This is a genomic window from Pseudothioclava arenosa, from assembly GCF_002358085.1.
Classification (GTDB): Bacteria; Pseudomonadota; Alphaproteobacteria; order Rhodobacterales; family Rhodobacteraceae; genus Pseudothioclava; species Pseudothioclava arenosa.
In genome coordinates, this window is the sequence record NZ_NTJD01000008.1 from 141,787 (window position 1) to 166,989 (window position 25,203).

General features: G+C 66.9%; 27 protein-coding genes. 16 read left to right on the forward strand and 11 right to left on the reverse strand.

Going from position 1 to position 25,203, the window contains the following annotated elements:
* The first annotated feature begins 32 nt into the window (after window positions 1–32).
* The 3 genes from CLN94_RS11375 to cynS all read left to right on the forward strand — a co-directional run bounded on the left by CLN94_RS11375 (window position 33) and on the right by cynS (window position 3,174).
* The gene (locus CLN94_RS11375) at window positions 33–866 is read left to right on the forward strand and encodes a formate/nitrite transporter family protein (protein ID WP_096434068.1); all 834 of its coding nucleotides are present in this window, start codon (window positions 33–35) and stop codon (window positions 864–866) included.
* A 64-nt stretch (window positions 867–930) separates the two neighbouring features.
* A complete protein-coding gene (locus CLN94_RS11380) occupies window positions 931–2,670 on the forward strand; it encodes a bifunctional protein-serine/threonine kinase/phosphatase (protein WP_096434069.1) in 1,740 nt (579 codons plus the stop codon).
* A gap of 39 nt (window positions 2,671–2,709) precedes the next feature.
* Complete coding sequence (gene cynS, locus CLN94_RS11385) at window positions 2,710–3,174, forward strand: cyanase (protein WP_245845208.1); 465 nt, start codon at window positions 2,710–2,712, stop codon at window positions 3,172–3,174.
* A gap of 30 nt (window positions 3,175–3,204) precedes the next feature.
* Here the strand turns inward: cynS and plsY are convergent, their stop codons facing one another.
* From plsY to CLN94_RS11410, 5 genes are read right to left on the reverse strand one after another with little or no spacing between them, the layout of a single operon-like run.
* On the reverse strand, window positions 3,205–3,813 hold the full coding sequence (gene plsY, locus CLN94_RS11390) for a glycerol-3-phosphate 1-O-acyltransferase PlsY (RefSeq protein ID WP_096434070.1): 609 nt from the start codon (window positions 3,811–3,813) through the stop codon (window positions 3,205–3,207).
* A 14-nt stretch (window positions 3,814–3,827) separates the two neighbouring features.
* Window positions 3,828–5,102, reverse strand: coding sequence for a dihydroorotase (gene pyrC, locus CLN94_RS11395; RefSeq protein ID WP_096434071.1), 1,275 nt, complete (start codon window positions 5,100–5,102; stop codon window positions 3,828–3,830).
* A complete protein-coding gene (locus tag CLN94_RS11400; RefSeq protein WP_096434072.1) occupies window positions 5,099–5,758 on the reverse strand; it encodes a hypothetical protein in 660 nt (219 codons plus the stop codon). Before CLN94_RS11400 ends, pyrC begins: the two co-directional genes overlap by 4 nt.
* Window positions 5,755–6,240: a hypothetical protein gene (locus tag CLN94_RS11405; protein ID WP_096434073.1), complete on the reverse strand. Its 486-nt coding sequence runs from the start codon at window positions 6,238–6,240 to the stop codon at window positions 5,755–5,757. The genes CLN94_RS11400 and CLN94_RS11405 overlap by 4 nt, the downstream gene beginning before the upstream one ends.
* Complete coding sequence (locus CLN94_RS11410; protein WP_096434074.1) at window positions 6,233–7,198, reverse strand: aspartate carbamoyltransferase catalytic subunit; 966 nt, start codon at window positions 7,196–7,198, stop codon at window positions 6,233–6,235. Before CLN94_RS11410 ends, CLN94_RS11405 begins: the two co-directional genes overlap by 8 nt.
* Before the next feature lie 111 nt (window positions 7,199–7,309).
* Here CLN94_RS11410 and CLN94_RS11415 point away from each other — a divergent pair, with 111 nt between their 5' ends.
* The 3 genes from CLN94_RS11415 to CLN94_RS11425 all read left to right on the forward strand — a co-directional run bounded on the left by CLN94_RS11415 (window position 7,310) and on the right by CLN94_RS11425 (window position 13,148).
* Complete coding sequence (locus CLN94_RS11415; RefSeq protein WP_096434075.1) at window positions 7,310–8,143, forward strand: uracil-DNA glycosylase; 834 nt, start codon at window positions 7,310–7,312, stop codon at window positions 8,141–8,143.
* Between the two features lie 165 nt (window positions 8,144–8,308).
* The gene (locus CLN94_RS11420) at window positions 8,309–9,769 is read left to right on the forward strand and encodes an efflux RND transporter periplasmic adaptor subunit (protein ID WP_096434076.1); all 1,461 of its coding nucleotides are present in this window, start codon (window positions 8,309–8,311) and stop codon (window positions 9,767–9,769) included.
* Between the two features lies 1 nt (window position 9,770).
* Complete coding sequence (locus CLN94_RS11425; protein ID WP_096434077.1) at window positions 9,771–13,148, forward strand: efflux RND transporter permease subunit; 3,378 nt, start codon at window positions 9,771–9,773, stop codon at window positions 13,146–13,148.
* A gap of 15 nt (window positions 13,149–13,163) precedes the next feature.
* Here the strand turns inward: CLN94_RS11425 and CLN94_RS11430 are convergent, their stop codons facing one another.
* Window positions 13,164–13,904, reverse strand: coding sequence for a protein-disulfide reductase DsbD domain-containing protein (locus CLN94_RS11430; protein WP_096434097.1), 741 nt, complete (start codon window positions 13,902–13,904; stop codon window positions 13,164–13,166).
* Between the two features lie 234 nt (window positions 13,905–14,138).
* On the opposite strand from CLN94_RS11430, the gene CLN94_RS11435 reads away from it, so the two are divergent.
* The gene (locus CLN94_RS11435; RefSeq protein ID WP_096434078.1) at window positions 14,139–14,714 is read left to right on the forward strand and encodes a YqgE/AlgH family protein; all 576 of its coding nucleotides are present in this window, start codon (window positions 14,139–14,141) and stop codon (window positions 14,712–14,714) included.
* Between the two features lie 64 nt (window positions 14,715–14,778).
* On the opposite strand, the gene CLN94_RS11440 is transcribed toward CLN94_RS11435, so the two are convergent.
* A complete protein-coding gene (locus CLN94_RS11440; protein WP_096434079.1) occupies window positions 14,779–15,741 on the reverse strand; it encodes an L-threonylcarbamoyladenylate synthase in 963 nt (320 codons plus the stop codon).
* Between the two features lie 123 nt (window positions 15,742–15,864).
* On the opposite strand from CLN94_RS11440, the gene CLN94_RS11445 reads away from it, so the two are divergent.
* Genes CLN94_RS11445 through CLN94_RS11465 form a run of 5 tightly spaced genes read left to right on the forward strand, consistent with a single transcriptional unit; the run spans window position 15,865 to window position 19,950 of the window.
* Entirely contained in the window at window positions 15,865–17,556 is a 1,692-nt protein-coding gene (locus CLN94_RS11445) for an acyl-CoA dehydrogenase family protein (RefSeq protein ID WP_096434080.1), read from the forward strand.
* Complete coding sequence (locus CLN94_RS11450) at window positions 17,553–18,590, forward strand: MBL fold metallo-hydrolase (RefSeq protein ID WP_096434081.1); 1,038 nt, start codon at window positions 17,553–17,555, stop codon at window positions 18,588–18,590. Before CLN94_RS11445 ends, CLN94_RS11450 begins: the two co-directional genes overlap by 4 nt.
* Entirely contained in the window at window positions 18,587–19,054 is a 468-nt protein-coding gene (locus CLN94_RS11455; RefSeq protein ID WP_096434082.1) for a DUF6173 family protein, read from the forward strand. Before CLN94_RS11450 ends, CLN94_RS11455 begins: the two co-directional genes overlap by 4 nt.
* A gap of 60 nt (window positions 19,055–19,114) precedes the next feature.
* Complete coding sequence (locus CLN94_RS11460; RefSeq protein ID WP_096434083.1) at window positions 19,115–19,249, forward strand: aa3-type cytochrome c oxidase subunit IV; 135 nt, start codon at window positions 19,115–19,117, stop codon at window positions 19,247–19,249.
* Between the two features lie 38 nt (window positions 19,250–19,287).
* A complete protein-coding gene (locus CLN94_RS11465) occupies window positions 19,288–19,950 on the forward strand; it encodes a hypothetical protein (RefSeq protein ID WP_096434084.1) in 663 nt (220 codons plus the stop codon).
* A 13-nt stretch (window positions 19,951–19,963) separates the two neighbouring features.
* Here the strand turns inward: CLN94_RS11465 and CLN94_RS11470 are convergent, their stop codons facing one another.
* Together CLN94_RS11470 and CLN94_RS11475 are read right to left on the reverse strand one after the other, a co-directional pair.
* Window positions 19,964–20,296, reverse strand: a complete 333-nt coding sequence (locus tag CLN94_RS11470; RefSeq protein ID WP_096434085.1) for an AzlD domain-containing protein — start codon at window positions 20,294–20,296, stop codon at window positions 19,964–19,966.
* On the reverse strand, window positions 20,293–21,012 hold the full coding sequence (locus CLN94_RS11475) for an AzlC family ABC transporter permease (protein ID WP_096434086.1): 720 nt from the start codon (window positions 21,010–21,012) through the stop codon (window positions 20,293–20,295). Before CLN94_RS11475 ends, CLN94_RS11470 begins: the two co-directional genes overlap by 4 nt.
* 87 nt (window positions 21,013–21,099) lie before the next feature.
* Between CLN94_RS11475 and mobA the strand changes: the two genes are divergently transcribed.
* Entirely contained in the window at window positions 21,100–21,696 is a 597-nt protein-coding gene (gene mobA / locus CLN94_RS11480) for a molybdenum cofactor guanylyltransferase MobA (protein ID WP_143598915.1), read from the forward strand.
* On the forward strand, window positions 21,693–22,289 hold the full coding sequence (locus CLN94_RS11485; RefSeq protein WP_245845209.1) for a GNAT family N-acetyltransferase: 597 nt from the start codon (window positions 21,693–21,695) through the stop codon (window positions 22,287–22,289). The genes mobA and CLN94_RS11485 overlap by 4 nt, the downstream gene beginning before the upstream one ends.
* On the opposite strand, the gene CLN94_RS11490 is transcribed toward CLN94_RS11485, so the two are convergent.
* Both CLN94_RS11490 and greA read right to left on the reverse strand, forming a co-directional pair.
* Complete coding sequence (locus CLN94_RS11490; RefSeq protein WP_179300299.1) at window positions 22,286–23,347, reverse strand: hypothetical protein; 1,062 nt, start codon at window positions 23,345–23,347, stop codon at window positions 22,286–22,288. The two genes, CLN94_RS11485 and CLN94_RS11490, sit on opposite strands and share 4 nt — an antisense overlap.
* Window positions 23,348–23,375: 28 nt before the next feature.
* Entirely contained in the window at window positions 23,376–23,846 is a 471-nt protein-coding gene (greA, locus tag CLN94_RS11495; protein ID WP_096434087.1) for a transcription elongation factor GreA, read from the reverse strand.
* A 141-nt stretch (window positions 23,847–23,987) separates the two neighbouring features.
* Between greA and CLN94_RS11500 the strand changes: the two genes are divergently transcribed.
* Together CLN94_RS11500 and CLN94_RS11505 are read left to right on the forward strand one after the other, a co-directional pair.
* Window positions 23,988–24,995: a phosphatase PAP2 family protein gene (locus CLN94_RS11500; protein WP_096434088.1), complete on the forward strand. Its 1,008-nt coding sequence runs from the start codon at window positions 23,988–23,990 to the stop codon at window positions 24,993–24,995.
* Between the two features lie 70 nt (window positions 24,996–25,065).
* Window positions 25,066–25,203: FAD-dependent oxidoreductase (locus CLN94_RS11505; RefSeq protein ID WP_143598916.1), on the forward strand; the 138-nt coding region annotated here is incomplete at its 3' end.

The window sequence follows — 25,203 nt, forward strand, 5'->3', positions numbered from 1 at the left end:
CTCCCCAAATCCAACAACAAGGGACAGCGAACATGTCATACGTTCAACCGGCGGAATTCGCCGCCAAGATGATCGACGCGGGCGAATCCAAAGTCTTCATGTCGACCAAAGACACCCTGATCCGCGCCTATATGGCCGGTGCCATCCTCGCGCTGGCCGCGGCCTTCGCGGTGACCATCGCCGTCAACACCGGCAACTTCCTCGTGGCCTCGCTGCTGTTTCCGGTGGGCTTCTGCATGCTCTACCTTCTGGGCTTCGACCTGCTGACCGGCGTGTTCACCCTGGCGCCGTTGGCGCTTCTGGCGAAACGCGCGGGCGTGACCTGGGGCGGCGTGCTGCGTAACTGGAGCCTTGTGTTCATCGGCAACTTCGCCGGCGCGCTGACCGTCGCCGTGTTCATGGCGATCATCTTCACCATGGGCTTCAGCCATGAGCCGAACGAAGTCGGCCAGAAGATCGGCAAGATCGGCGAAGCGCGGACGCTCGGCTATGCCGCCGCCGGTGCCTCGGGCATGCTGACCGTCTTCATCCGCGCGGTGATGTGTAACTGGATGGTCTCGACCGGCGTTGTCGCCGCGATGATGTCGACCAGCGTCTCGGGCAAGATCATGGCGATGTGGATGCCGATCCTGGTGTTCTTCTACCTCGGCTTCGAGCATTCGATCGTGAACATGTTCCTGTTCCCCTCGGGCATCATGCTGGGCGGCGAGTTCACCTGGGTCGATTACTTCGCCTATAACGAGATCCCGGTGGTTCTGGGCAACCTCGTGGGCGGCCTGACCTTCGTGGGCGCGATGATCTACTCGACCCACTACAAGACCGCGCCCTCGCGCAAGAAAGTGGCCGTCGGCACCCCGGCCGAATGATCACGCTCCGGCCCCGCCACTCCCTTGGCGGGGCCTCCCCGTTTTCTGAATGACGCGCCCTGCTATGCCCAAGGATCAAGCCTCGCCCGCCACACTGCGTGTCGCGATCGGCCAGTGGTCGAATGCGGGTGTGAAGCCGATCAATCAGGATTTCTTTGGCGCGCTGGTCCCCGAGGGATCGGCGCTTGCGCTCAAGGGGGTGGTTGCGGCCATCGCCGATGGCATCACGCCTTCGCCGGTCAGCCATATCGCCGCCGAGACCTCGGTGAAGGCGCTGCTGACGGATTATTACGCCACCTCGGATGCCGAGACGGTCAAGACCGCCGCCTCCAAGGTGATCGCCGCCACCAACAGCTGGCTTCACGCCCAAAGCCAGCACGCGCGGCAATCCAACCCCGATCACGGCCATATCTGCACGCTCTCGGCGCTGGTGCTGAAGGCGCGCAAGGGGCATCTGTTCCACATCGGCGACAGCCGGGTCTGGCGTCTTTCGGGTGAGACCTTCGAGCCCCTGACCGAAGATCACCGCGTCACCCTTGGCGGGCAAAGCTATCTGGGCCGCGCGATGGGGCTCGGCCATAATGTCGAGATCGACTATCGCAGCTTCGACCTCGCGCCGGGCGATATCTTCGTGATGACGACCGACGGCGTGCATGAATTCTGGGACATGCGAGCCGCCGCGCGGCTTCTGGCCGGGGCGGCGCCGGGCGATGCCGCGCTGGCCGAGGCCGCCCGTGCGATCGGCGAAGAGGCGCTGGGCGCGGGTTCGGACGACAACCTGACGATCCAGATCCTGCGCATCGAGGGCTTGCCCGACGCGGGCGGGGCCGACCTTCTGGATGGTGCGACCCAGTTGCCGCTGATCGAGCTGCCGAAGCCCGGTGATGTGCTGGATGGCTGGCGGGTGATCCGGCCCTTGCATCAGAACGCGCGCAGCCATGTGTTTCTGGCCGAAGACGCCGCCCATCGCCGCGTCGCGCTGAAATTCCCCGCGCTTGAGATGGCGCAGGACCCCGAGACCCGGCGCCGGATGATGATGGAGGAATGGGTCGCGCGCAGGCTTGCCTCGCCGCACCTTCTGTCGGCGCCGATGGCGGGCGCGCGCAGCGGGTTCTACACGGTCACCGATTACGTCGAGGGCCAGAGCCTGCGGCAATGGATGCATGACCACCCGAAGCCCAAGCTTGAGGCGGTGCGCGCGATCCTCGAACAGGTCGTGCGCGGGATGACCCACTTGCACCGCCGCGAGATGCTGCATCAGGATATCCGCCCAGAGAACATCCTGATCGACAGCGAAGGCACGGTGAAGCTGATCGATTTCGGCTCGACCTATGTTTCGGGCGTGCATGAGGCAGCGCCCGATCTGGACGATCCGATCCTCGGCACGATGCAATATACCGCGCCCGAGTATTTCTCGGGCGAGCCGGTCAGCTGGCAGGCGGAGCTGTTTTCGCTTGGTGTGATCGCCTACGAGATGCTCTCGGGCGATCTGCCCTATGGCACCACGGTGTCGCGGGTGCGCTCGGCGCGGGACCGGATGGCGCTGCGCTATCGCAATCTGGACCTGCGCGACGGTATGCCCGACTGGGTCGATCTGGCGCTGGAGCGCGCGACCAACCCCGATCCCACGCGCCGCCAAACGAGCCTCACCGAATTCGTGGCCGACCTGCGCCGCCCCTCGGACGATTACGTCGCGCGCAACCGCCGCCCGCTGATGGCGCGCGACCCGCTGACCTTCTGGAAGAGCCTTTCGGCCTTCCTCGCCCTGATCGTCGTGATCCTGCTGGTCAGGCTCGCGTCATAACCAAGCCGCGCAAAAGCGGTGCCAACAGGAGAGAGTGACATGACCATGATGCTGCCCGATATGCTCGACAAGGAAGACGTGACGGTTCTGATCCTTGCCGCGAAAAAGAAGCTTGGCCTGAAATGGGAAGAGATCGCCGAAAAGATCGGCATGAGCCCGGTTTTCACCCATTCCGCCTGCATGGGGATGAACGCCTTCCCGCTGGCCAAGGCCGAGGAACTGGTCGCCGTGCTCGGCCTGCCCGCAGAGGCCGCCGAGGTGCTGGCCGAAAGCCCGAACAAGGTCTTCGACTACACCGTGCCGACCGATCCCTGCATCTATCGCTTCTATGAAATCGTCGGTGTCTATGGCCCGACGCTGAAGGCGCTGATCCATGAAAAATTCGGCGATGGCATCATGTCGGCGATCGATTTCGACATGTCGGTGACCCGTGTGCCGAGCCCGAAAGGCGATCGCGTCAAGGTCGAGATGAGCGGCAAATACCTGCAATACAACGCTTGGTAAGCATTCGGGGCCGGGCGCGTGCCGCCCGGCTCAGCCCTTCTTGCCGATCTTCGGCTCGGTGCCGCGCGCGATCCGCGCGATATTGCTGCGGTGGCGCCAGAAAATCAGCGCAGCGAGGATCGCGCTGAGCAGCATCAGCTCGGGATGGCCCAGAACCCAGGCCAGCGGCACCGTGGCCGCCGCCGAGACCAGCGCCGAGAGCGAGGAAATCCGCGTGACCACCGCCGTGGCGAGCCAGACCGCGCAGGCGGCCAGGCCCAGCGGCCAGGCCAGCGCGATCATCGTGCCGAGGAAGGTGGCAACGCCCTTGCCGCCCTTGAAGCCCAGCCAGATCGGGTAGAGATGGCCGATAAACGCCGCGCCACCCGCGATGATCGCGGCATGTTCGCCTGCGAACTCGCGCGCCAAAAGCACCGCGATCGCGCCCTTGCCGCTATCGAGCAACAGCGTCGCCAGCGCGGCGGGCTTGTTGCCGGTGCGCAGCACGTTGGTCGCGCCGATATTGCCCGAACCGATCTGGCGCAGGTCGCCGAGCCCCAGCATCCGGGTGATGACAAGGCCAAAGGGCACCGCGCCCAACAGATAACTCAGCACTGCCACCAGCCCGAGTATCCCGAGCCCGCTTCCCATCTCCGGCATTCGCCCTCGCCCCGTTAGGTGTCGTAGTTGTAAACCTTCTGGCCCGCCACGAAGGTGGCCAGCACGCGCCCCTGCATCCGGGCGCCGTCGAAGGGGGTGTTCTTCGATTTCGACTGCAATGTCCAGCGATCAAGCACGAAGGGCGCCTCGGGGTCGAACAGCACGAGATCCGCGGGCGCGCCTTCGGCCAGGCGCCCTTGCGGCAGGCCAAGCCGTTTGGCGGGGTTCAGCGAAAGCGCGCGGAACAGCTCGGGCAGGCCGATTTGCTCGGCATGGTAAAGCCGCATCGCCGCCGGCAGGAGCGTTTCCAGCCCCACCGCGCCCGCATCCGCCTCTTCGAAGGGCAGGCGTTTCGATTCCTCATCGGCTGGCGTGTGCAGCGAACAGATCACGTCGATCGTGCCCTCGGCCACCGCCGCCACCATCGCCAGCCGGTCCGCTTCGGAGCGCAGGGGCGGGGTGAATTTGAAGAAGGTACGGTAATCGCCCACGTCGAACTCGTTCAGCGTGAGGTGATGGATCGAGATCCCCGCCGTCACATTCAGTCCCGCCGCCTTGGCGCGCGTCAGCGCGGGCAGGCTGTGGGCGGTGGTGATCTGGTCGGCGTGATAGGCGACGCCGGTCATCTCGACCAGCGCGAGGTCACGCTCAAGGCCCATCCGCTCGGCCATCGGCGAGACGCCGGGCAGGCCGCGCAGCGTCGCGAATTTGCCCGAGGTGACCGAGGCCCCCGCCGACAGCCCCGGCTCTTGCGGGTGGCTGACGATCAGTGCGCCCAGAGCGCGCGCATAGGTCATCGCGCGGGTCAGGACCTTGGTCGAGGTGGTGACATGGTCGCAATCGGTGAAGGCCACGGCGCCCGCATCGCGCAGGAACCCGATCTCAGTCATCTCGCGGCCTTCGCGGCCCTTGGTCAGCGCCGCCATGTGCAGGATGCGCACCGGCGCCTGCGCGGCGCGGCGGGTGACGAATTCGAGCGTCTCGGGCGTGTCGATCGCAGGTGCGGTATCGGGGCGCGCGATCACGGTGGTGACCCCGCCCGCCGCCGCCGCCTGCGCGACCGAGCGGAAACTTTCCTTGTGGCGCTCGCCCGGCTCGCCGATCTTGACGCCCCAGTCCACGATCCCGGGCGCGAGGCATTTGCCGCCACATTCGATCACCTCGGCATCGGCGGGGGCCTGCATCTGGCCGATCGCGGCGATGATGCCATTGTCGATCACCACGTTGCCGCGCGTCTCGGTCAGCGCCTCGGGGTCGATCAGGCGGGCGTCATGCAGGAACAGGGTCATCGGATCCCTTTCTTGAGGTCGAGCATCATGGAATAGACGGTTTCGGCTTCGGCCGGATCGAGATTGTCGAAGCCATAGGGTATGTCGCGCTCGTCATCGCGCCCGGCGATGGTGCGCACCGCGAACATCACCCCGCGCGGCGCCAGCGCAAGGCGCAGGTGCGGCGTGATTTCATGGCGTTCGACGGCAGAGCCGCGGCGGATATAGGCGGCGCGATCGGTCAGCAGATAGCCGGTGCTGAGGCTCTTGCGGTCGCCCTTGCGGCGTTGCTGCATCTTGTAAAATACGAAGCCCGCCATCGCCAGCGGGATCAGCGCGGCCATGCCTTCGCCCGACTTGCCCGCCACGAAGACGGCGATGCCGATGAAGATCCACATCGGCAGGTCGGATTTCTTGCCGCTCAGCGACCCGCGCGGCAGCGCCTTGCCCTGCCAGAGCACGGTTTCGCCGGGCGGCACGCGGCCTTCCCAGTCTGCATCCAGCGCAGGGGCGGTCGCGGCCGAGGTCTCCTGCGTCCAGCGCTTGCCCTGCTGGAAACTCTCGGGCGCGGGGCCCGGCTCTTCGAGCACGACGGGCGCCTCGGCGAAATCGTCGGGCTTGCGCGCCTCGGGGTGCAGCGGCGGCGGGGTGTTCGGGTCGCGCGGTTCTTCGGTCATTCGACGGTCCTCGCCCGGGCGCGGCGCGCCGCTTCGATCTGCGCGACCACGCCAGCGCTGTCGGCGAGGTGGCGGATCAGGTGCTTGGCGCCGGATTTGGTGACGATCTGCACATCGCCCATCAGCCGACGCACGGTGGTGATTTCCAGAAGCATCGCCTGCCGTCCCTGCGGCCCGATCAGGCGGCGATCCGTCAGCTGCCAGCGCCGGGCAAAGACCTCGGAGCGGAAATACAGCCCGCGCAGCCCCATGCCGACGAGGATCGCAATCGTGGCGATGGCGATCTGGCCGGGCTGCTCCATGAACAACAGCACCACCGCCACCAGCGCCGAGCCGATCAGCCCAAGGATCGCGTGATCCTTCCAGTAACGGTCGCGGTCGGGCAGGAACACGGCCTCGACGGCCTCGCCCTCTTCCAGCGGCAATTCGCTTTCAAGGCCGGGGCGGTAGTTCAGCACTTCATCGCGCTTGATCTCAGACATAGGTGCCCTCCACCAGCGCGCGGCCGCGCTCGGTGCGCAGGTTTTGCGCCAGAAGGTCCATCACGGCCATACGCACGGCGACGCCCATCTCGACCTGCTCCTGGATCACCGAACGGTTGATGTCATCGGCGATCGAACCGTCGATTTCCACGCCACGGTTCATCGGGCCGGGGTGCATCACGATCGCGTCGTCCTTGGCATAGGCGAGCTTTTCGGCATCGAGCCCGTAGCGGTGGAAATATTCGCGCTCAGACGGAATGAAGCCGCCGTCCATCCGCTCTTTCTGGAGGCGCAGCATCATCACCACATCGGCGCCCTCAAGGCCCTCGCGCATGTCTTCATAGACCTCGCAGCCGAATTCCCCGATCCCCGAGGGCATCAGCGTCGGCGGCCCGATCAGGCGCACGCGGTTCTCCATCTTGTTCAGCAAGATCAGGTTCGAGCGCGCCACGCGGCTATGCGCGACATCGCCACAGATCGCGACCGTGAGCCGCTGAATGCGGCCCTTTTCGCGCCGGATCGTCAGTGCATCCAAGAGCGCCTGCGTCGGGTGTTCGTGCTTGCCGTCGCCCGCGTTGATGACGGCGCAATTCACCTTTTGCGCCAAAAGGTCCACCGCGCCCGAGTTCTGGTGGCGCACCACCAGCAGATCGGGATGCATCGCGTTCAGCGTCAGCGCGGTGTCGATCAGCGTCTCGCCCTTTTTCACGGAACTGGTCGCCATCGACATGTTCATCACGTCGGCCCCGAGCCGCTTGCCCGCCAGCTCGAAGCTTGCCTGCGTGCGCGTCGAGTTTTCAAAGAACATGTTGATCTGCGTCATCCCCGCCAGCGCATCGGTTTTCTTTACCGTGCGGCGGTTCAGGTCCACGTATTTGTCGGCCAGATCGAGGACAGTGCGGATATCCTCCTGCGTGAGATGTTCGATCCCCAGAAGGTGCCTTGCGCGGAATGCCATCGTCCTCGCCTCCGAATGTTGTCCGGGACCGCTTATCGCAAAAGGGGGCGGGCGCGTCCAGCGTCCAAAGCGCGGCTGGACGGCGCGCGCCGCACCGCTTAGCTTGGCGCCATGCAGACTCGACCGCCTGAAGATTTCGACGATTTCGCCGCCCTTGCCATTCTGCAATGGCAGGCCGAGATGGGTGCGGACGAGGCGATTGGTGACATGCCGGTCGATTGCTTTGCCCTGCCGGAAAAGCTGGCCGCGCCGAAACTTGCGACGCCCGCCGTCGAGCCTGCGCCCGAACACGCCGCACGTCCCGAGCGTCTTGCGGCGATGCAGATGGCACCCGAAGGCCCCGATCCGGTCGCCGTGGCGCGGCAGGCGGCTGCGGGTGCCGCCACGCTCGAAGAGCTGCGCGCCGCGCTCGAGGCGTTTGACCTTTGCGCGCTGAAGAAGGGCGCCAAGAACACCGTTTTCGCCGATGGCAATCCGGGCGCGCGGGTGATGATCATCGGCGAGGCGCCCGGGCGCGACGAGGATCTGCAAGGCAAGCCTTTTGTCGGGCGCGCGGGGCAGCTTCTGGACAAGATGTTTGCTGCCATTGGACTTGCGCGCAGCGCCCCCGATCCGGGCGGCGCGTTTTACATCACCAACACGCTGCCCTGGCGCCCGCCGGGCAATCGCGATCCGGAGCCCGCCGAGCTGGTGATGCTGAAGCCCTTCCTTGCGCGCCATGTCGAGCTGGCCGCGCCCGATCTGATCGTGCTGATGGGCAATGCGGCTTGCGACGCGGCCTTGGGCAAGCGCGGGATCTTGCGGCTGCGGGGGCACTGGGCCGAGGCCTTTGGCCGACCCGCCTTGCCGATGACGCACCCGGCCTATCTGTTGCGCAACTCTGCCGCCAAGCGTGAAGCCTGGGCCGACCTCTTGTCGCTCAAGGCGCGGCTGGCGGGCGGCTGAACGCCCCCTCCGGCATGAATTTTCCGTGAGGGACGCCGGAAGCGACCCTTCGCCGCGTAGGAATGCCATGCCCCGCGCCGTAAACAGCTTGGCGCCCCCTCAAGCTGCGCTAATCTAACGATGACGCGACGCCACCGCCGGAGTTCCGGCAGCAAGGACCGAGCCATGCGATTTCTGACCCGAAGCCTGACCGGGCTGTTCCTTCTGGCCTTGACCCTCGGGCTTCTGGCGCTGGGCGCCTTTGCCATTCGTTCGGCCGTGGCCGAGCGGGCCGCCGGGGCGCCGGGGGCGCAGATGGCGCGCGAGCGGGTCTTTGCCGCGCAGGTGGTCGCGCTGGAGTATGGCACGCGGGTGCCGAAGCTCACCGCCTATGGCCAGGTCACCGGGCTGCGCCAACTTGAGCTGCGTGCGACGCGGGCGGGCACGATCGTGGCGCTTGCGCCCGAGTTCGTCGAAGGTGGCGTGGTCGATGAAGGCACGCTTCTGGTGCAGCTTGACCCCGCCGAGGCCGAGGCCGCGCGTGCCACCGCCGAGGCGGCGCGTGCCGAATCCGAGGCCGCGCTGGCGCTGGCCGGGCGCACGCTGGCGATTGCCGCCGACGATCTGGCCGCCGCCGAGGCGCAATTGGCGCTGCGGCAAAAGGCGCTCGACCGGCAGCTGGCGCTGAATGACCGGGGTCTGGGCAAGGCCACCGATACCGAAGCCGCCGAACTGTCGTTGTCTTCGGCGCGTCAGGCCGTGCTGACCAAGCGTTCGGCGCTGTCCTCTGCCGAGGCCGCACGCGATCAGGCGGAAAACGCGCTGCGCCGTGCCGCGATCGCGTTGACCGAAGCCGAACGGGAGCTGGCCGAAACCGAGATCCGTGCCGAGTTTTCGGGCCATTTGTCGGGCGTGACGGCGGTGCGCGGCGGGCTCGTGTCGAGCAATGAGAAACTGGCCGACCTGATCGATCCTGCTGCGCTGGAAGTCGCCTTCCGGGTCTCGACCGCGCAATTCTCGCGGCTGCTGGATGCGAACGGGCAGTTGGTCACGGCACCCGTCGAGGTGCTGCTGGAGACTGAGGGCGTCGAGATCCCGGCGCGTGCGACGCTGGTGCGCGCGGGGGCTGCCGTCGAAGAGGGCGTGACCGGGCGGATGCTTTATGCCCGCGTGACCGAGGGCGCGGGGGTGCTGCGCCCGGGCGATTTCGTGACGCTGCGCCTTGACGAGCCGGCGCTGGAGCGCGTGGCCGAAGTCGCCGCTTCGGCTGTGGACGCGAGCGGCCGGGTCTTGGTTCTGGCCGAAGAAAACCGCCTTACCGAGGCGCCTGTCGAGGTGCTGCGCCGTCAGGGCGACCGGCTCCTGATCCGCGCCGATCTGCCCGCGGGCACCGAGATCGTGGCGGAGCGCACGCCGCTTCTGGGCGAGGGCATCCGCCTGCGCCCGTTGCGCGGCGCCGAGGCCTCGGCGCTGGCCGCGCCGCAGACGATCCGGCTCGATCCCGAGCGCCGCGCCCGGCTGATCGCCTTTGTCGAGGGCAATACCCGGATGCCCGCCGAGGCGCGTGACCGGCTCTTGTCGCAGCTCGCGCAGGACGAGGTGCCCGCCGAGGTCGTGGAACGTCTCGAATCCCGGATCGGGGGCTGAGATGGGTCTGCGCAAGCTGCTTGCCGAACGCCACGCCAACCTGCCGCCCGCGCGCGGGCTGATCGGGCTGTTCACCCGCCATGCGACGCTGGCGAATATCGTGCTGGTGGTGCTGCTCTGCGCGGGGGCCGTCTTTGCGCCCAAGCTGCGCGCGCAGTTCTTTCCCGATGACGTGGTCGAAGAGGTCGAGATTTCGGTCGTCTGGGAGGGCGCGGGCGCCGAGGATGTCGATCGGGGCATCGTGCAGGTGCTGGAGCCCTCACTGATCGCGGTCGAGGGGGTGGATGCCTCGGAAAGCCGCGCGACCGAGGGCCGGGCGCGGATGACGCTCGAATTCGAGCCGGGCTGGGATATGGGCCGCGCGGTCGATGACGTGGAGAACGCGATCGCGCTGGCGGGTGACCTGCCTGATGGCGCCGAAGAGCCCGAGGTCACGCGCGGCGTCTGGCGCGACACGGTGACCGATGTGGTGATCACCGGGCCGATCGCGCCCGAGCAGCTGGGGCGTCTGGCTGACGAACTCGTGGTGCGGCTTTACGCCGAGGGGGTCACGCGGACCACCGTTCAGGGCATCGCCGCGCCGCAGACCGTGGTCGAGGTACCGACCGTCAAGATGATCGCCCATGATGTGACGATGCGCGAGATCGCAAATGTCATCGCGGCCGAGGCTTCGACCAACCCGGCGGGGGATGTGGCCGGCGGCGCGGCGCGCGTGCGCACCGGCGAAGAGCGCCGCGACGCGCGCGAGATCCGCGACCTGGTGATCCGCTCCGAGGCCGATGGCGCGCCGCTGACGGTGGGCGACGTGGCGCGCGTGCGTGTCGAGGGCGCGCAGCGTGACCGGGCTTATTACGTCGGCGACCATCCGGCGATGGTGATCAACGTGGCGCGTTCGGCCAAGGGCGATGCGATCGCGCTGCAGGGCAAGGTCGAGGAGGTCATCGACGAGATGCGCCCGACGCTGCCCGGCGGCACCACGATCGAGCTGGTGCGCACCCGCTCCGAGGCGATCACCCAGCGGCTTGAATTGCTCTTCGGCAACGGGGTGATGGGGCTTGGGCTGGTGCTCTTGCTGTTGTTCATGTTCCTCAATGCGAGGACCGCCTTCTGGGTGGCGATGGGCATTCCCACCTCGATGGCGGCGGCGGTGGCGGTGATGTATTTCTCGGGCATCACCATCAACATGATCTCGCTTTTCGCGCTGATCCTGACGTTGGGGATCGTCGTCGATGACGCGATCGTGGTCGGCGAGCACGCCGATTTTCGCGCGCGTTCTCTGGGCGAGCATCCGGTGATCGCTGCCGAAGAGGGGGCGCGGCGGATGGCGGCGCCGGTCTTCGCCTCGACGCTGACCACGGTGATCGCCTTTGGCGGGCTGCTGGTGATCGGCGGGCGCATGGGCAACATGGTCTATGACATCCCGCTGACGGTGATCGCGGTGCTGTCGGCCTCGCTGATCGAATGCTTCCTGATCCTGCCCAATCACATGTCGCACGCGCTGTCGCATGCGGCGGATAACAAGTGGTACGACTGGCCTTCGCGGCAGGTGAACCGCGGGCTGGAATGGGTGCGCCAGAACCTGATGCGTCCGCTGACGCGGCTGGTGATCGCGGGGCGCTATCCGGTGCTGGCGGGGGTGATCGCGCTGTTGCTGTCGCAGGCGGCTTTCGTGGTGTCGGGCAAGGTGCAGTGGCGCTTTTTCAACCCGCCCGAGCAAAGCACCGTAACCGGCGCCTTCGCGATGCTGGCCGGGGCCGAGCGCTCTGACACCGAGGCGATGATGCGCGCGCTGCAGACGGCGGTGGACAAGGTCGGCGGGGAATACGAGGCCGAATATGGCACCAACCCGGTCGAATATGCGATCGGGCAGATCGGCGGCTCGATCGCGCGCGCGCTGGCCTCGGCCGACAGCAAGGATACTGACCTCTTGGGCGGGATCTCGATCGAGCTGATCGATTCCGATTACCGGCCCTATTCCAGTTCAGAATTCATTTCGCGGCTGCAACAGGAGACCGCGCGCCATCCGCTTCTGGAGGAACTGAGCTTCCGCGGCTTCCGCATGGGGCCCTCGTCGGACGGGATTTCGGTGCAATTCACCGGCGCCGAGAGCCGCACGCTGAAAGAGGCGGCCGAGGCGCTGAAGACCGAGCTGGCCGGGTTCCCCGAGGTCTCGGCGGTCGAGGATAACCTCGCCTATGACAAGGAAGAGCTGATCCTCGATCTGACCGCGCAGGGCGCCGCGCTGGGCTTTGACATCGACAGCCTCGGCGCCGATCTGCGCGCGCGGCTGAACGGGATCGAGGCGGCCTCCTTCCCCGATGGCGTGCGCACCGCGACGATCGAGGTCGAGGCCCCCGAGACCGAGCGCGCCGCCGATTTCATGGAGCGTATGCAGATGCGCACGCCGGGCGGCGAATGGGTGCCGTTGGCCGATATCGTGACGATCCGCTCGGAGACCGGCTTCTCGACGATCCGGCGCGAAAACGGGCTGCGGCTGGTGGCGGTGACGGGCGATATCTCAGAGGACGACCCGGCGCGCGCCAATGAAATCCTGCGGCTCCTGGACGAGGAAATCCTGCCCCGCATCGCCGAAGAGCATGGCGTGGTCTGGCAGATGTCGGGCGCCGCCGAGCAGGAGCGCGAATTCGTGGGCGATGCAGTGATGGGGCTCGTGATGTGCCTTGTCGGCATCTACATCGTTCTGGCCTGGATTTTCGCCAGCTGGACGCGCCCGATTGTGGTGATGTCTGTCATCCCCTTCGGGCTGATCGGCGCGATCTGGGGCCATTACCTGTGGGATATGCCGCTGTCGATGTTTGCCGTGGTGGGCGGCATCGGCATGTCGGGGATCATCATCAACGATGCGATCGTGCTGATTTCCACGGTCGATGAGTATGCGGTCAAGCGCGGGCTGATCCCGGCGATCGTCGATGCGGTGGCCGACCGTCTGCGCCCGGTGATGCTGACGACGCTGACCACGGTGCTGGGGCTCGCGCCCTTGCTCTATGAGCAAAGCTCGCAGGCGCTGTTCCTGAAATCCACCGTCATCACGCTGGTCTACGGGCTGGGCTTTGGCATGGTGATCGTGCTGGTGGTGGTGCCGGCGCTCTTGGCGATCCAGCTCGATTTCGCGCGTCAGGTGCAGGCGATGCGCCACGGGCTGCGCGTGCCCGGGCTGAACCGCATCCTTGGCGGTGCCGCGGCGCTGATCGCGCTGGCATTCGCCGCGACGCTCGGGCGCGCGATCGTGCAGGGCGAGGGGGCCGGGATGGCGTTCCTGAGCTTTGCCGGGATCGCGGCGCTGGTCGTGCTCGGGGCAGGGCTTCTGGCGCCGCGTGTGCTGGCGGGCCATGTGCGCCACCGCCCGCCCGCGCTCTGACGCGGGCCTGCCGGGTCAGTCTTCGCAGCCGTCCAGTTCCAGCGCGTCGCCGCCTTCGAACAGGGTGATGCGCAGCTTCTCGGCATCAAGCGGGAAGGGCTGACCGTCGCCGGGCACGAATTCGGCCATGCTGACCAGCGTGTCGCCTTCGCGATGGGTCTGCGCCTCTGAGACCCAGATGCCGGGGTGGTCAAGTTCGAACACCGCGACAGGCTCCGCGCCCGAAGCCGGCACCGGCATCCGCGCGGTCACCCGCATCCCGTCCGCGATCGGCTCGACGATGCATTGTGCGTTGATGTCGCTCAGTCGCGGCTGGGCCGTCAGCGCGGCCTCGATCGCGGGGGCGGCCTCATCGGGCCCGTCGAGCTCGGCCGAAACCGCCACCGAGACCGGCACGCAGATTTCCTGGCAGATCCCGAAGTCGAGGTCGATCGCGAGGTTCACCGGGCGCTCGGGGTCGGTGGGCGTGATCGCCAGCGGCAGCACCACCTCGTCGTGATAGCCCAGCGTGCGCATCCCGTTTTGCTCGAACACTTCGGGGCGGGGCCAGAGCACTTCGACGCCCGCCACATTCTCAGAGGCGGTAAAGTCGAATTGCGGCGGAATGCCCGCCTCGCCGGGGCTGCGCCAATAGGTCTTCCAGCCTTCATCCAGCAGGATCCGGATCGCGGCGATCCGCGCGCCCTCGGGCGTGCGCCAGCCCTCGATCACCTCGGCCTCTTCCATGCCTTTGGGCAGCGGAAGGCGCGGCATCATTGCCTCATCCGCCTGAACGGCGAAAGGCGCGAGGGCAAAAAGGGCAAAAGCCGGGATAAGAGGGGTCATGACGAGTCGCTTCATAGATTTGCGATACTCCGCGTACCCCACTTGGGCAAAGTCACAAACGCGCGTGCTGACGAAACTGTGCGCTTGCTGCAACGGGGCTTGAACCTTTCGCGCGCAGGACACAGGTTAGAAGAAGGGCCCACGACGGGCCGGAACGGAGAGGCCATGTCCCAAGGTGCACTCGATCTGACCGGCAAGCTTCTGATCGCCATGCCCGGCATGGGCGACCCGCGCTTCGAGCATTCGGTGGTTCTGGTCTGCGCGCATTCGCCCGAGGGCACGATGGGGCTGATCGTGAACAAGCCGCTGCCCGCGCCGCATTTCGGCGACTTGCTGGAACAGCTCGGCATCACCACCACCGCCTCCGACCGCCCCGAAAAACGCCCGATCCTGTTCGGCGGCCCGGTCGAGACCGGGCGCGGCTTTGTCCTGCATTCGCCCGACTGGCGCGGTTCGCGCGAGGCGATGAGCGTCTCGCCCGAACTGGCGATGACCGCGACGCGCGACATCCTCGAAGACATCGCGGTGGGGCTTGGCCCCGAACGCTCGCTCTTCGCGCTGGGCTATTCGGGCTGGGGGCCGGGGCAGCTCGATCGCGAGATCCTCGACAACGGCTGGCTCATCGCCGAGGGCGATGCCGGGCTCGCGCTCGATGGCGATTATCAGACGAAATGGATGCGCGCGCTCGAAGCGATGGGGATCGACCCGCGCACGCTCTCGGCCTCTGCGGGCCACGCCTGACCCCTTCATTTTGCGATAAATATCCCGGGGGGCCGCAGGCGGGGGCAGAGCCCCCTCTGGCGGTTCAGCCGCGCGGGGCTGCGGCCCGGCGCAGCCGGTCGTTGATCGCGCGGCCAAGGCCCTTTTCCGGGATCGGCGCCACCGCGATCACGCTTGCGCCGCGCTCTTGCGCGAGCCTGTCGGCGGCGCGGAGCGTGGCAAACAGGGCCGCCGCCGCCTCGACCAGATCGCCGCTGGCCGAGAGGTTCAGATCGGCCCCGGCCGTGTCCGGTCCGAACCCGATCCAGACCTCGCCCGCGCGGGCCTCGGTCGCCTCAAGGCGCACCCCCGCGCCCGGCGCGTAATGCGATGTCAGTTGCCCCGGCGCATTGGGTTTGGCCGCATCGCCCCCGGCTTCCAGGGGCTGGCGCAGCGCCTCTTCCAGCGCTTCGGCCGGAATGCCGCCCGGCCGCAACAGCCGCGGCGGATCGAGCGACAGGATCGTCGATTCCACCCCGACCGCGCAGGCGCCGCCATCAACCACACCCGCGATCTTGCCCGAAAGCCCGTCCATCACATGCTCGGCCCGCGTCGGGCTGATCTTGCCCGAAGGGTTGGCGGAGGGCGCGGCCAGCGGCCCGCCGAAGGCCGTCAGCAGCGCGCGCGCGACCGGATGCGCGGGCAGGCGGATTGCCACGGACTCAAGCCCCGCCGTTACCAGATCGGAAATTCCCGCCTCGGGGCGCAGCGGCAAGACCAGCGTCAGCGGACCGGGCCAGAACGCCTGCGCGATATCGCGCGCCTGATCCGAAAATACCGCGAACCGCTCGGCCATCGCGAGATCGGCGACATGCACGATCAGCGGGTTGAACTGCGGCCGCCCCTTGGCCGCGTAAATCCCGGCGACGGCGCGGTCGTTGCGCGCATCACCGCCCAGACCATAGACTGTCTCGGTCGGAAAAGCGACGAGGCCTCCGGCGCGCAGCAACTCTGCCGCTCGCGCGATCCCTGCCGCATCGGCGGGCAGACGTTCGGTCTCGTTATTCATTGGCTTTTCGTGACGCAGCGTTGGTATTGATACGGCCTGACCTCGGGTTACCTTGGCCGCAAGTTTCAGGACATACGCGCGGGGCGCTGATTTGCCAAGCCGCGCGAGGGAAGGGAGTAAACCATGCCGTACCGTTCGCCGAGCGCGGAGATCAAATTCATCCTCGATCACGTCACCCCGATCGCGCCGCTGTCGGCGACCGAGATGTTCGCCGAGGCCACTGGCGAGACGGTCGAGGCGGTGCTGGTCGAGGCCGGGCGGCTCTGCGACGAGGTGATGGCGCCGTTGCTGCGCAATGGCGACCTGCATCCGGCCAAGCTGGAAAACGGCGTGGTGCGCTCCTCGCCGGGCTTCAAGGAGGCCTATCAGCAGATCGCCGAGGGCGGCTGGGTCGCGGTGGCGGCCGGGCAGGAATTCGGCGGCATGGGCCTGCCGCAGACCGTCTGCGTCGCGGTGAACGACATGATGTCGGGGGCGAACCTTGCGCTGCAACTGAACCCGCTTCTGACGCAGGGCCAGATCGAGGCGCTGGAGCATCACGCCTCGGATGAACTCAAGGAAACCTACCTGCCCAAGCTGATTTCGGGCGAATGGTCGGGCACGATGAACCTGACCGAACCGCAGGCGGGATCGGACGTGGGTGCGCTGCGCACCAAGGCGGAGCCCAAGGGCGATGGCACCTATGCGGTGACCGGCCAGAAGATCTTTATCTCCTGGGGCGATTCGGACGTGACCGAGAACATCTGCCACCTCGTTCTGGCGCGCCTGCCCGACGCGGCGCCCGGCACCCGTGGCATCAGCCTGTTCATGGTGCCCAAGCTGATCCCGGATGAAAACGGCAACCCGGGCGTGGCGAACAGCCTCAAGGTGGTGTCGCTGGAACACAAGATGGGCCTGCACGGCTCGCCCACCTGCGTGATGAGCTTCGAAGGCGCGACCGGCTGGCTGGTCGGCGAAGAGGGCAAGGGCATGGCCGCGATGTTCACGATGATGAACAACGCGCGTCTGGCCGTGGGCGTGCAGGGCATCGGCATCGCCGAGGGCGCTTATCAGAAGGCACTCGAATACGCGCAGGACCGCGTGCAATTCGCGCCGATCATCGAACATGCCGACGTGCGCCGGATGCTGGCCGAGATGAAGGCCGAGATCTTTGCCGCGCGCTCGATCGCGCTGGCCTGCGCGGTGGCGCTGGACATGGGGCGCGCCACCGGCGAGGCCGACTGGGCCGCGCGCGCCGCGCTGCTGACGCCGATCGCCAAGGCCTATGGCACCGACATCGGCATGTGGGTGGCCGAGCAGGGCATTCAAGTGCATGGCGGCATGGGCTTCATCGAGGAAACCGGCGCCGCGCAATATTACCGCGACGTGCGCGTGACCGCGATTTACGAGGGCACGAACGGCATTCAGGCGATGGACCTTGTCGGGCGCAAGATGATGGATGGCGGCAAGGCGGCCTTCCGTCTGCTGCAAGAGGTAGAGGACGAGGCCAAGGCCGCCCGCGCCAGCCTGCCCGATCTGGCCGAGGATGTCTGGCAGGCGGCCGAGTCGCTGCGTGAGGCGACCGAGGCGATGGTGGGGTCGGACACGCAGGACCGGTTCGCGGGCGCGGTGCCCTTCTTGCGCGCCTTCGCGCGGGTTCTGGGGGCGCATTACCACCTGCGCGCGGCGATCGCGGCGGGCAAGGGCTCGGCGCGCGAGAAGCTGGCTGCGGTCTATATCCGTCGCTTGCTGCCGCAATATGCCGCCGCCCTGGCCGAAGCGCGGGAAGGGGCCGAGGGGCTCTATGCGCTGAGCGTCGAAGACCTGAGCGCATGAGCGTCAAGGGCGGTCTGCGCTACCCCTGGGACGGCGCGCCCGAGCATGGCGCGGCGCAAGAGGTCGCGCCGGGCGTGCTCTGGCTGAGGCTGCCACTGCCGATGGCGCTCGACCACGTCAATTGCTTCGCCTTCGACGAGGGCGAGAGCTGGACGCTGATCGATCCGGGCATCGACACTCCGAAATGTCGCGCGGCGCTGCAGGCGGCGCTCGATGGCCCTATGGCGGGCAAGCCGGTGGGGCGGGTGATCGTCACCCATTACCACCCCGACCACATCGGGCTGGCGGGCTGGCTGCAGGCGCAGGGCGCAGAGCTTTGGTGCACCCGCACCAGCTGGCTTTTCGCGCGGATGCTGCAGCTTGATGCGCAGCCGGTGCCGGTGGCCGAGACGATCGACTATTGGCGTTCGGCGGGCATGGACCCGGATCTGCTGGCGCGGCGCGCGACGGAACGCCCCTTCAACTTTGCCGATTGCGTGCACCCGCTGCCGCTGGGCTTTCGCCGCATCGACGAGGGTGACGTAATCGAGATGGGCGGGCGGCGCTGGGTGGTGCGGATCGGCCATGGCCACGCGCCCGATCACGCGACGCTCTGGTCGGAAGAGGGCGATCTGGTGATCGGCGGCGATCAGCTGCTGCCCTCGATCTCGGCCAATCTGGGTGTTTACGCCACTGAGCCGGGCGCGGACCCGGTGACGGACTGGCTCGACTCGGCGCGCGATTTCCAGCCTTTCGCCACCGAGGCGCAGCTGGTTCTGCCCGGCCACAAGCTGCCCTTCACCGGGCTGCCGCTGCGCCTGCGCCAGATGATTTCCAACCACGAGGGCGCGCTGAAACGCCTGAGCGCGCATCTGTCCGACAGCCCGCGCACCGCCTGCGAGTGCTTCCCGCCGCTGTTCAAGCGCCCGATCGGCGAGGCCGAATATGGGCTCGCGCTGGTCGAGGCGGTAGCGCATCTCAATCACCTCTGGCACAAAGGGGAGGTCACCCGCACCCGCCGCGACGACGGCGCCTGGCTCTGGAGCCTGACATGACCGAGATCCGCACCACCGCCGAAGCGCATGAGGCCTCGGCCCTGCCGCGCGCCCGCGTCGTGCATTGCAATGACGATGCGCCCGAAACCCCCGAGGTTCTGCCGCTGCCGCCCGAACTCGCGCGCGAGCCGATCGAAGAGAAATCCGAGGCGCAATGGGCCTATGAGCGGTTGGTCCTCTATATCCAGAATTTCGAAGAGCAGCTGAATGCCGACGAAGAGGTGGCGATGGGGCTGGTCGGCGCCGAGGCGGGCGTGTTGCAGATCGAGGGCATCGGCTATTTCGCGCCCGATATCGTGACCTTCTACGGGATCAATGAAATCGGTGCGCGCACGCAGTTGATCCAGCATGTCAGCCAGCTCAACGTGATGCTGATCGCCCAGCCGAAAGCCGAGGAATCCGAGCCTCCCCGCCGGATCGGCTTTCACCTCGCGAAATCTTTCGAGATGCAGGAAGGGGCGTGACAGAAGGTCGCAGCCGCGCTATCCCCTAAACAGGGAGACTTTAGCGACAGGGAGGCGCCTATGGCCGAATATCAGCCGGGCAAGATGAATATCCGTGGCCAGGAAAAGACATTCGCGGGTTTTATGAAATTCGTGACCTGGGGATTTGTTGCAATCCTCGTTTTTCTGGTTTTTCTGGCTCTGGCGAACGGCTGAACAGCCTTAAACCGGTTTGAACAGAGGAGATCAGGCAGATGCGCCGATTTCTCATCTGCCTGATTTTGCCGCTGACGCTTGCGGCATGTGGGGCACAATCCACCTGGGCTCCTGACGAGGACGTGCAGAAAGCCGCCTATGTCTCGGGCAAGGAACCCACGGTCACGCTTTATACCGTGATCAAGAAGCGCTCGGGCGAGGGCGCGCATTCGGGCCTGATGATCGACGGCGCGCAGCGGGTGATGTTTGACCCCGCCGGCACCTGGTATCACCCCTGGGTACCCGAGCGGAACGACGTGCATTACGGCATCACCGAGCGGTTCCGCAAATTCTACATCGATTACCACGCCCGCGAGACCTATGACGTGATCGAGCAGACCGTGCCGGTCAGCATGGAAACCGCCGAGATTCTGCGCGCGCGTGCGCAGGCCTATGGCGCGGTGCCCAAGATGATGTGCGCCAATGCGGTGTCCGGCGTGCTGCAGGACCTGCCCGAGTTTGCCTCGGTGCCGCGCACCTATTATCCGCTCAAGATCAAGAGGGCCTTTGAGAAACTGCCGACGGTGAGCGAGCGGCTCTATCACGACAAGGACCCGGACAACCATCACGGGGTTCTTCTGGTGCAGGTCGAAACGCCGGTCTACGGCCCTGCGGGCGATGCGCTGGCGCAGGCCGCCTCGGCCAAGCAGGTTACGGAGTGATCCTGTCTCGGGCTCAGCCGACCAGCCAGAGCCCGAGATAGAGCGTCGCCAACCCGCCGATAATCCCAAAAAGCGTGTTGCGGGTGACCAATCCCAGCAGCACCGTCGCCGCCGCGGCCATGAGCCGCGCGGGGTCGGGCTCTCCGCCGGTTCCCGAGGGCCAGAGCACGAGCGGCGCCACCAGCCCCGGCAGAACCGCCACCGGCGTATAACGCAGGTAGCGCAGCGCCCATTCGGGCAGTTGCCGCTTGCCGATCATCCCAAGGAACGAATAGCGCAAAAAGAACGTGCCGATGCCGAGCGCGATGATGATGATCCAGATTTCAAGCGGGGAATAACCGGTCATTCCATGGCCCTCCGCCGCGCGACCCAGATCTCGACCTGCGCGCCGGTGATCATCGCCGCGAGCGCCGCGATCAAAAGCCCTGTGCCCGCCGGCAGAAACGCCAGCACCAGCGCCACGACCACCGAAACGCTTGCGGCCGCGACATGGGCGAGGCTGCGCAGTCCCGGTCCGATCATCGCGAGGAAGGTGATCGGAACCGCGAAATCCAGCGCGAATTCGGGCGGGATCGCCGCGCCGGCCCAGGCGCCGATCCAGGTCGCCACATACCATTGCGGGCAGACCGGGGCGCAGGCGCCCGCGTAATAGGCCAGCTTCTCGGCCAGCGATTGTTCGGGGCGGGTCTCATAATCGGCTGCAGCCAGTGCATAGGCCTGATCGACCATGAAATAGGCCACCAGCGCCTTTTGCCAGCTGGGCGCCGGGCCCAGATGCGGCGCGAGCGAGGCCGAATACATCGCCATCCGCAGGTTCACCGCCAGCGAGGTCAAAAGCACCATCAGCACCGGCGCCTGATCGACCATCAGCTGCACGGCGGTGAATTGCGAGGCGCCCGCGATCACCAGAATCGAGAATCCCATCACCTCGGCCATGTTCAGCCCGGCCTCGGTCCCGGCCACGCCAAACAACAGGCCAAAGGGCGCCACTACCAGCAAAAATGGCAGTCCGTGGCGGAAACCGCGCCAGAACGCGGTGCTGATCGGGTTCGGTGCGGGCATGCTCGGGCTTGTCTCGTACGGGTGAACAGGTAAGAGATAGGCCGCGCGCGTGCCGTGCGCCAAGCAGATGTTTGTGTCGGAGGCAATGTGACCGAGCCGCAATCAGAGATCGCCGGGCTGATCCTCGCCGGAGGGCGGGGGATCCGCATGGGCGGGATCGACAAGGCGCTGTTGCCGCTGATGGGGCGACCTTTGGTGGATCATGTGCTGACGCGGCTGGCGCCGCAGCTGGGCCCGATCGCGGTCTCGGCCAATGGCAACCCGGCGCGGTTCGAGCCCTGGGGGCTGCCGGTGCTGCGCGACGGGTTCATGGGGGAGGGGCCGCTGGCGGGGCTGATGGCTGGGCTTGGCTGGGCCGAGGCGCAAGGCGCCAAGGCGCTGGTCACGGTGGCGGTCGATACGCCCTTCGTGCCCGCCGATCTGGTCGCGCGTCTGGCCGACCGGGGTGTGGATTTGCCCGTTGTCGCGGCCTCGGGCGGGCGGCGGCATCCAACGGTCGCGCTCTGGCCCGTGTCCGAGGCGCCGCGCATCGCCGAGGCTTTTGCCGAGGGTGAGCGCCGTCTGGGCGCGGTGCTGTCGGGCGCGCGCTCGGTTGATTTCTCGGCTGCGCCCGATCCGTTCTTCAATATCAACACGCCCGCCGATCTGGACGCGGCGGAGCTGCGGCTGCGGGCCGCGCCATGAGTGTGCAACTGCGCCCCGGCCTTGCGCCCGCGCATCGCGCCGCCGCCGCACGGCTCTACTGGGCGGCCTTTGGCGCCAAGCTCGGTCGCGTGCTCGGCCCCGAGCCGCTGGCGCTGCGCTTCATCGCGCAGGTGATCGACGAGAGCCATGCGGTGAGCGCGCTCAGCCCCGATGGCGCGCTGATCGGCATCATCGGGTTTCGCACGCATCAGGGCACCTTCGTCGGCGGCGGGTTGGGCGATTTGCAGGCGGTCTATGGCCGCTGGGGCGGGGCCTGGCGCTTTGCCGCGCTCGCCTCGCTGGCCTTTGATGGCGAGCGGCGCGCGATGATGGTCGATGGCGTTGCGGTCGCGCCCGAATGGCGCGGCGCGGGTATCGGTGCGCGGCTGATCGAGGCGGCCTGCGCCGAGGCCGAGGCGCGCGGCTTCAGCCATCTGCGCCTTGATGTGGTCGATGAAAACCCGCGCGCGCGGGCGCTCTATGACCGGCTGGGGTTTCAGGTTGAACGGCGCCGCCGCCCGATCCTTTCGGGGCGACTTTTCGGTTTTGCCGGGGCGAGCGTAATGCAGCGCGACCTGGGCGCGCGGCCTTAGTCGAAGATCCCAGTCACGCGGCCCAGCAGCATGAAGGCGCGCGCGGTGCGGGTTTCGGCCAGCTCGGCGATCTCGGTGTCGGAGGCGTTCTTTTCGAACTCGCTGAAGGTCTTGTCGAACTGGCGCAGGAAATGGTGGGCGGCGTCGCGAAACACCGTGTCGCCGCGCATCCGGCCTGCGCAAAGCGCGATCGAGGAGCGGTCGCGAATACCGCCAAGCGCGGCGATCTCGCGGCCGCGTTCGCCGGTGGCGAAACGGCGCCAGATCTCGGGGCGGGCGCGGTCGGGTTTCAGGTCGTCCATATAGATGCCGTCCTGCGCGATCAGGTTCAGCACGTCCTGCGCGGCGCGGATCAGCTTGGCCATGGTGCGATCCTGTAGCGCGTTGCGCAGCGCATGGAACCCGGCCTTGTCCTCGGCATTATCGGGGAAGTTCAGCGCGCGGATGAAATCGGCGACCGAGACCGGGTGGCGCAGCGCCTCGGCGGGGGTGCCAAGCGCGAGCGCGGGCTGTTCATCGGCGCTGGCCGCGGGTTTCGGGGCGATCAGCGCGGCCTTGCGATCGGCCGAGGGCTGCGTCGCACCTGCGTCGCGGCGCGAGGCGAAAGTGGCGATTGTGGTTTCGGCCTGTCGGGTGGCGGCGGCGATCTCGTCGAGCTTGCGCTCGACCGCCTGGCCCGCGCGCATCGCCTGCGTGCTCGACCAGGCCGCGCGCATCGCCTCGATCGAGGCGCGCAGGCTGGCGGCCTCGTGGCGCAACTCGCGGGTGGTGCGGGCGGTGACAGCGGCGACCCAGATCATCGAGATCGGCAGGGCGATGGCGACCAGCACCATCACCGTGGTCATCATCCCGCCCGTGCTGCCCTCGGGGGCGGGCGGCATCATCCAGTAGAACAGCCCGACCATCGCCAGCCACAGCGCGCTCAGCGACAGGGCGATCACCTCGATCCGGCTCAGGCGCGGCTCGGCGCCTCCGCCCGATACGGGGCCAGACGCGCGCGGCCCGCCGGGCGCTTGCGCGGCGGGGCCGGATCTCGGGTCTGGCCGGTCGGAGCTCATGCGTCAGCTGCCCCTTTGTGGCGCGGTGTCAGAGGAACTTCACCGCAAGGATTTCATAGGACTTGGCGCCGCCGGGGGTGTTCACCTCGACCGAGTCACCTTCGTCCTTGCCGATCAGCGCGCGCGCGAGCGGCGATTTGATGTTCAACAGGCCCTTTTCCAGATCGGCCTCGGCCTCGCCGACGATCTGATAGGTGCGCTCTTCGTCAGTGTCCTCGTCCACCAGCGTGACGGTGGCGCCGAACTTGATCGCGCCCGAGAGGCGCGCGGGGTCGATCACCTCGGCGCGGCTGAGGATCGATTCGAGCTCCTTGATGCGGCCCTCGATGAAGCTCTGCTTTTCGCGTGCGGCGTGATATTCGGCGTTTTCCGAGAGGTCGCCATGTTCGCGGGCCTCGGCGATCGCCTTGATGACGGCCGGACGCTCTTCGGACTTCAGGCCCTTGAGTTCCTGCTCCAGCACCTCATACCCGGCGCGCGTCATCGCAATCTTTTCCATCTCGTCCCTCCGCCTGCTCGATCGGGCAACTCTACCGTTTCAAGCTGTTAATCCGGCAAGGCCCCCCGAAGTCAAGCCTCGCGCCTCATTTTCGCCCCAAGCAAGGGCTAGAAGCAAAGCAATAACAACGGGTGGACCCTGATGAACAAGGTCTTTCGAGCTGTCTTTCTTTATCTCGTCGCGTCGCTCCTGCTCGCGGCCTTTCTGTATGACGATTTCCCGCGCCTGCTGCGCGCGGCGCTGGGCACCACGATCCACAGCCTGAACCTGATGATCGGCGCGGGCTATTACGTGGCGCCGGTGCTGGTGGCGGTGCTTTTGGCCTTCGGCTGGCGGCGGATGGCGGCGCGCACGGCGCCGCTGATCTTCGTGACGCTCGCCTCGGTGCTCTTGCCGATCGGCTTTTCCTTCATGAAAAACGCCATCCCCGAGATCGTGCCTTATTACGCCGACCCCGCGCTGGCGTCGTTCGATCGCTGGCTACATCTGGGGCAGGACCCGTGGCGCCTGCTGCACGACTGGATCGACAGCCCCACGATGGGGCGGGTGGTCGATGCGGTTTATCTCAACGCCTGGGCGCTGCCGGCCTTCGCCTTCCCGATCGTGGTCGTCGCAACCGAGACCGACGAGGCGCGGATGACGCGCTATGTCTGGCTGTTCTTCATCTCGTGGTTCGTGGTCGGCAACCTCTTGGCACTGGCAGGCTCGTCGGTCGGGCCGGTCTATTACGACCGCCTGGTCGGGGGTGAGAGATTCGCGGCGCTTGCCGGGGCGCTGGGCGCTGGCGGCATGGGCGAGTCGGCGATGGGCGCAATTCAGGAACGGCTCTGGGCGCGCTACGAAGGCGGCGGCGTCGATCTGGGGCTGGGCATCTCGGCCTTCCCCTCGATGCATGTCGCGGTGGCCTTCATCACGGCGCTGTACCTGAGCGAGCGCGCGAAATGGATCGCGCCGCTGGGGTTCGCCTTCTTCGCGGCGATTCTCCTCTTGTCGGTCTATAGCGGCTATCACTACGCGATTGACGGCTATGCCTCGGTTGCAGTGGTGCTGGGGCTGAATGCGGTTCTCAAGCGCCGGGCCGAGCGCCGTCAGGGCGCAACAATATTGCGCAGCGTCGCCGCGTCACAATTGCTTCATTCCGCGAGGTAAGCTACCAAGCCCCCGAAACTTCGCAAATGGCGTGCGGATCGCTGCGCGCCCAGCCAGAGGATTTTGGGACATGTCGGATATCGCACGCGAGTCGATGGAATATGATGTCGTGATCGTTGGTGGGGGTCCTTCGGGTCTGTCTGCGGCGATCCGGTTGAAGCAGATCGCCCCTGATCTTCAGGTTGTTGTGCTTGAGAAGGGCTCTGAG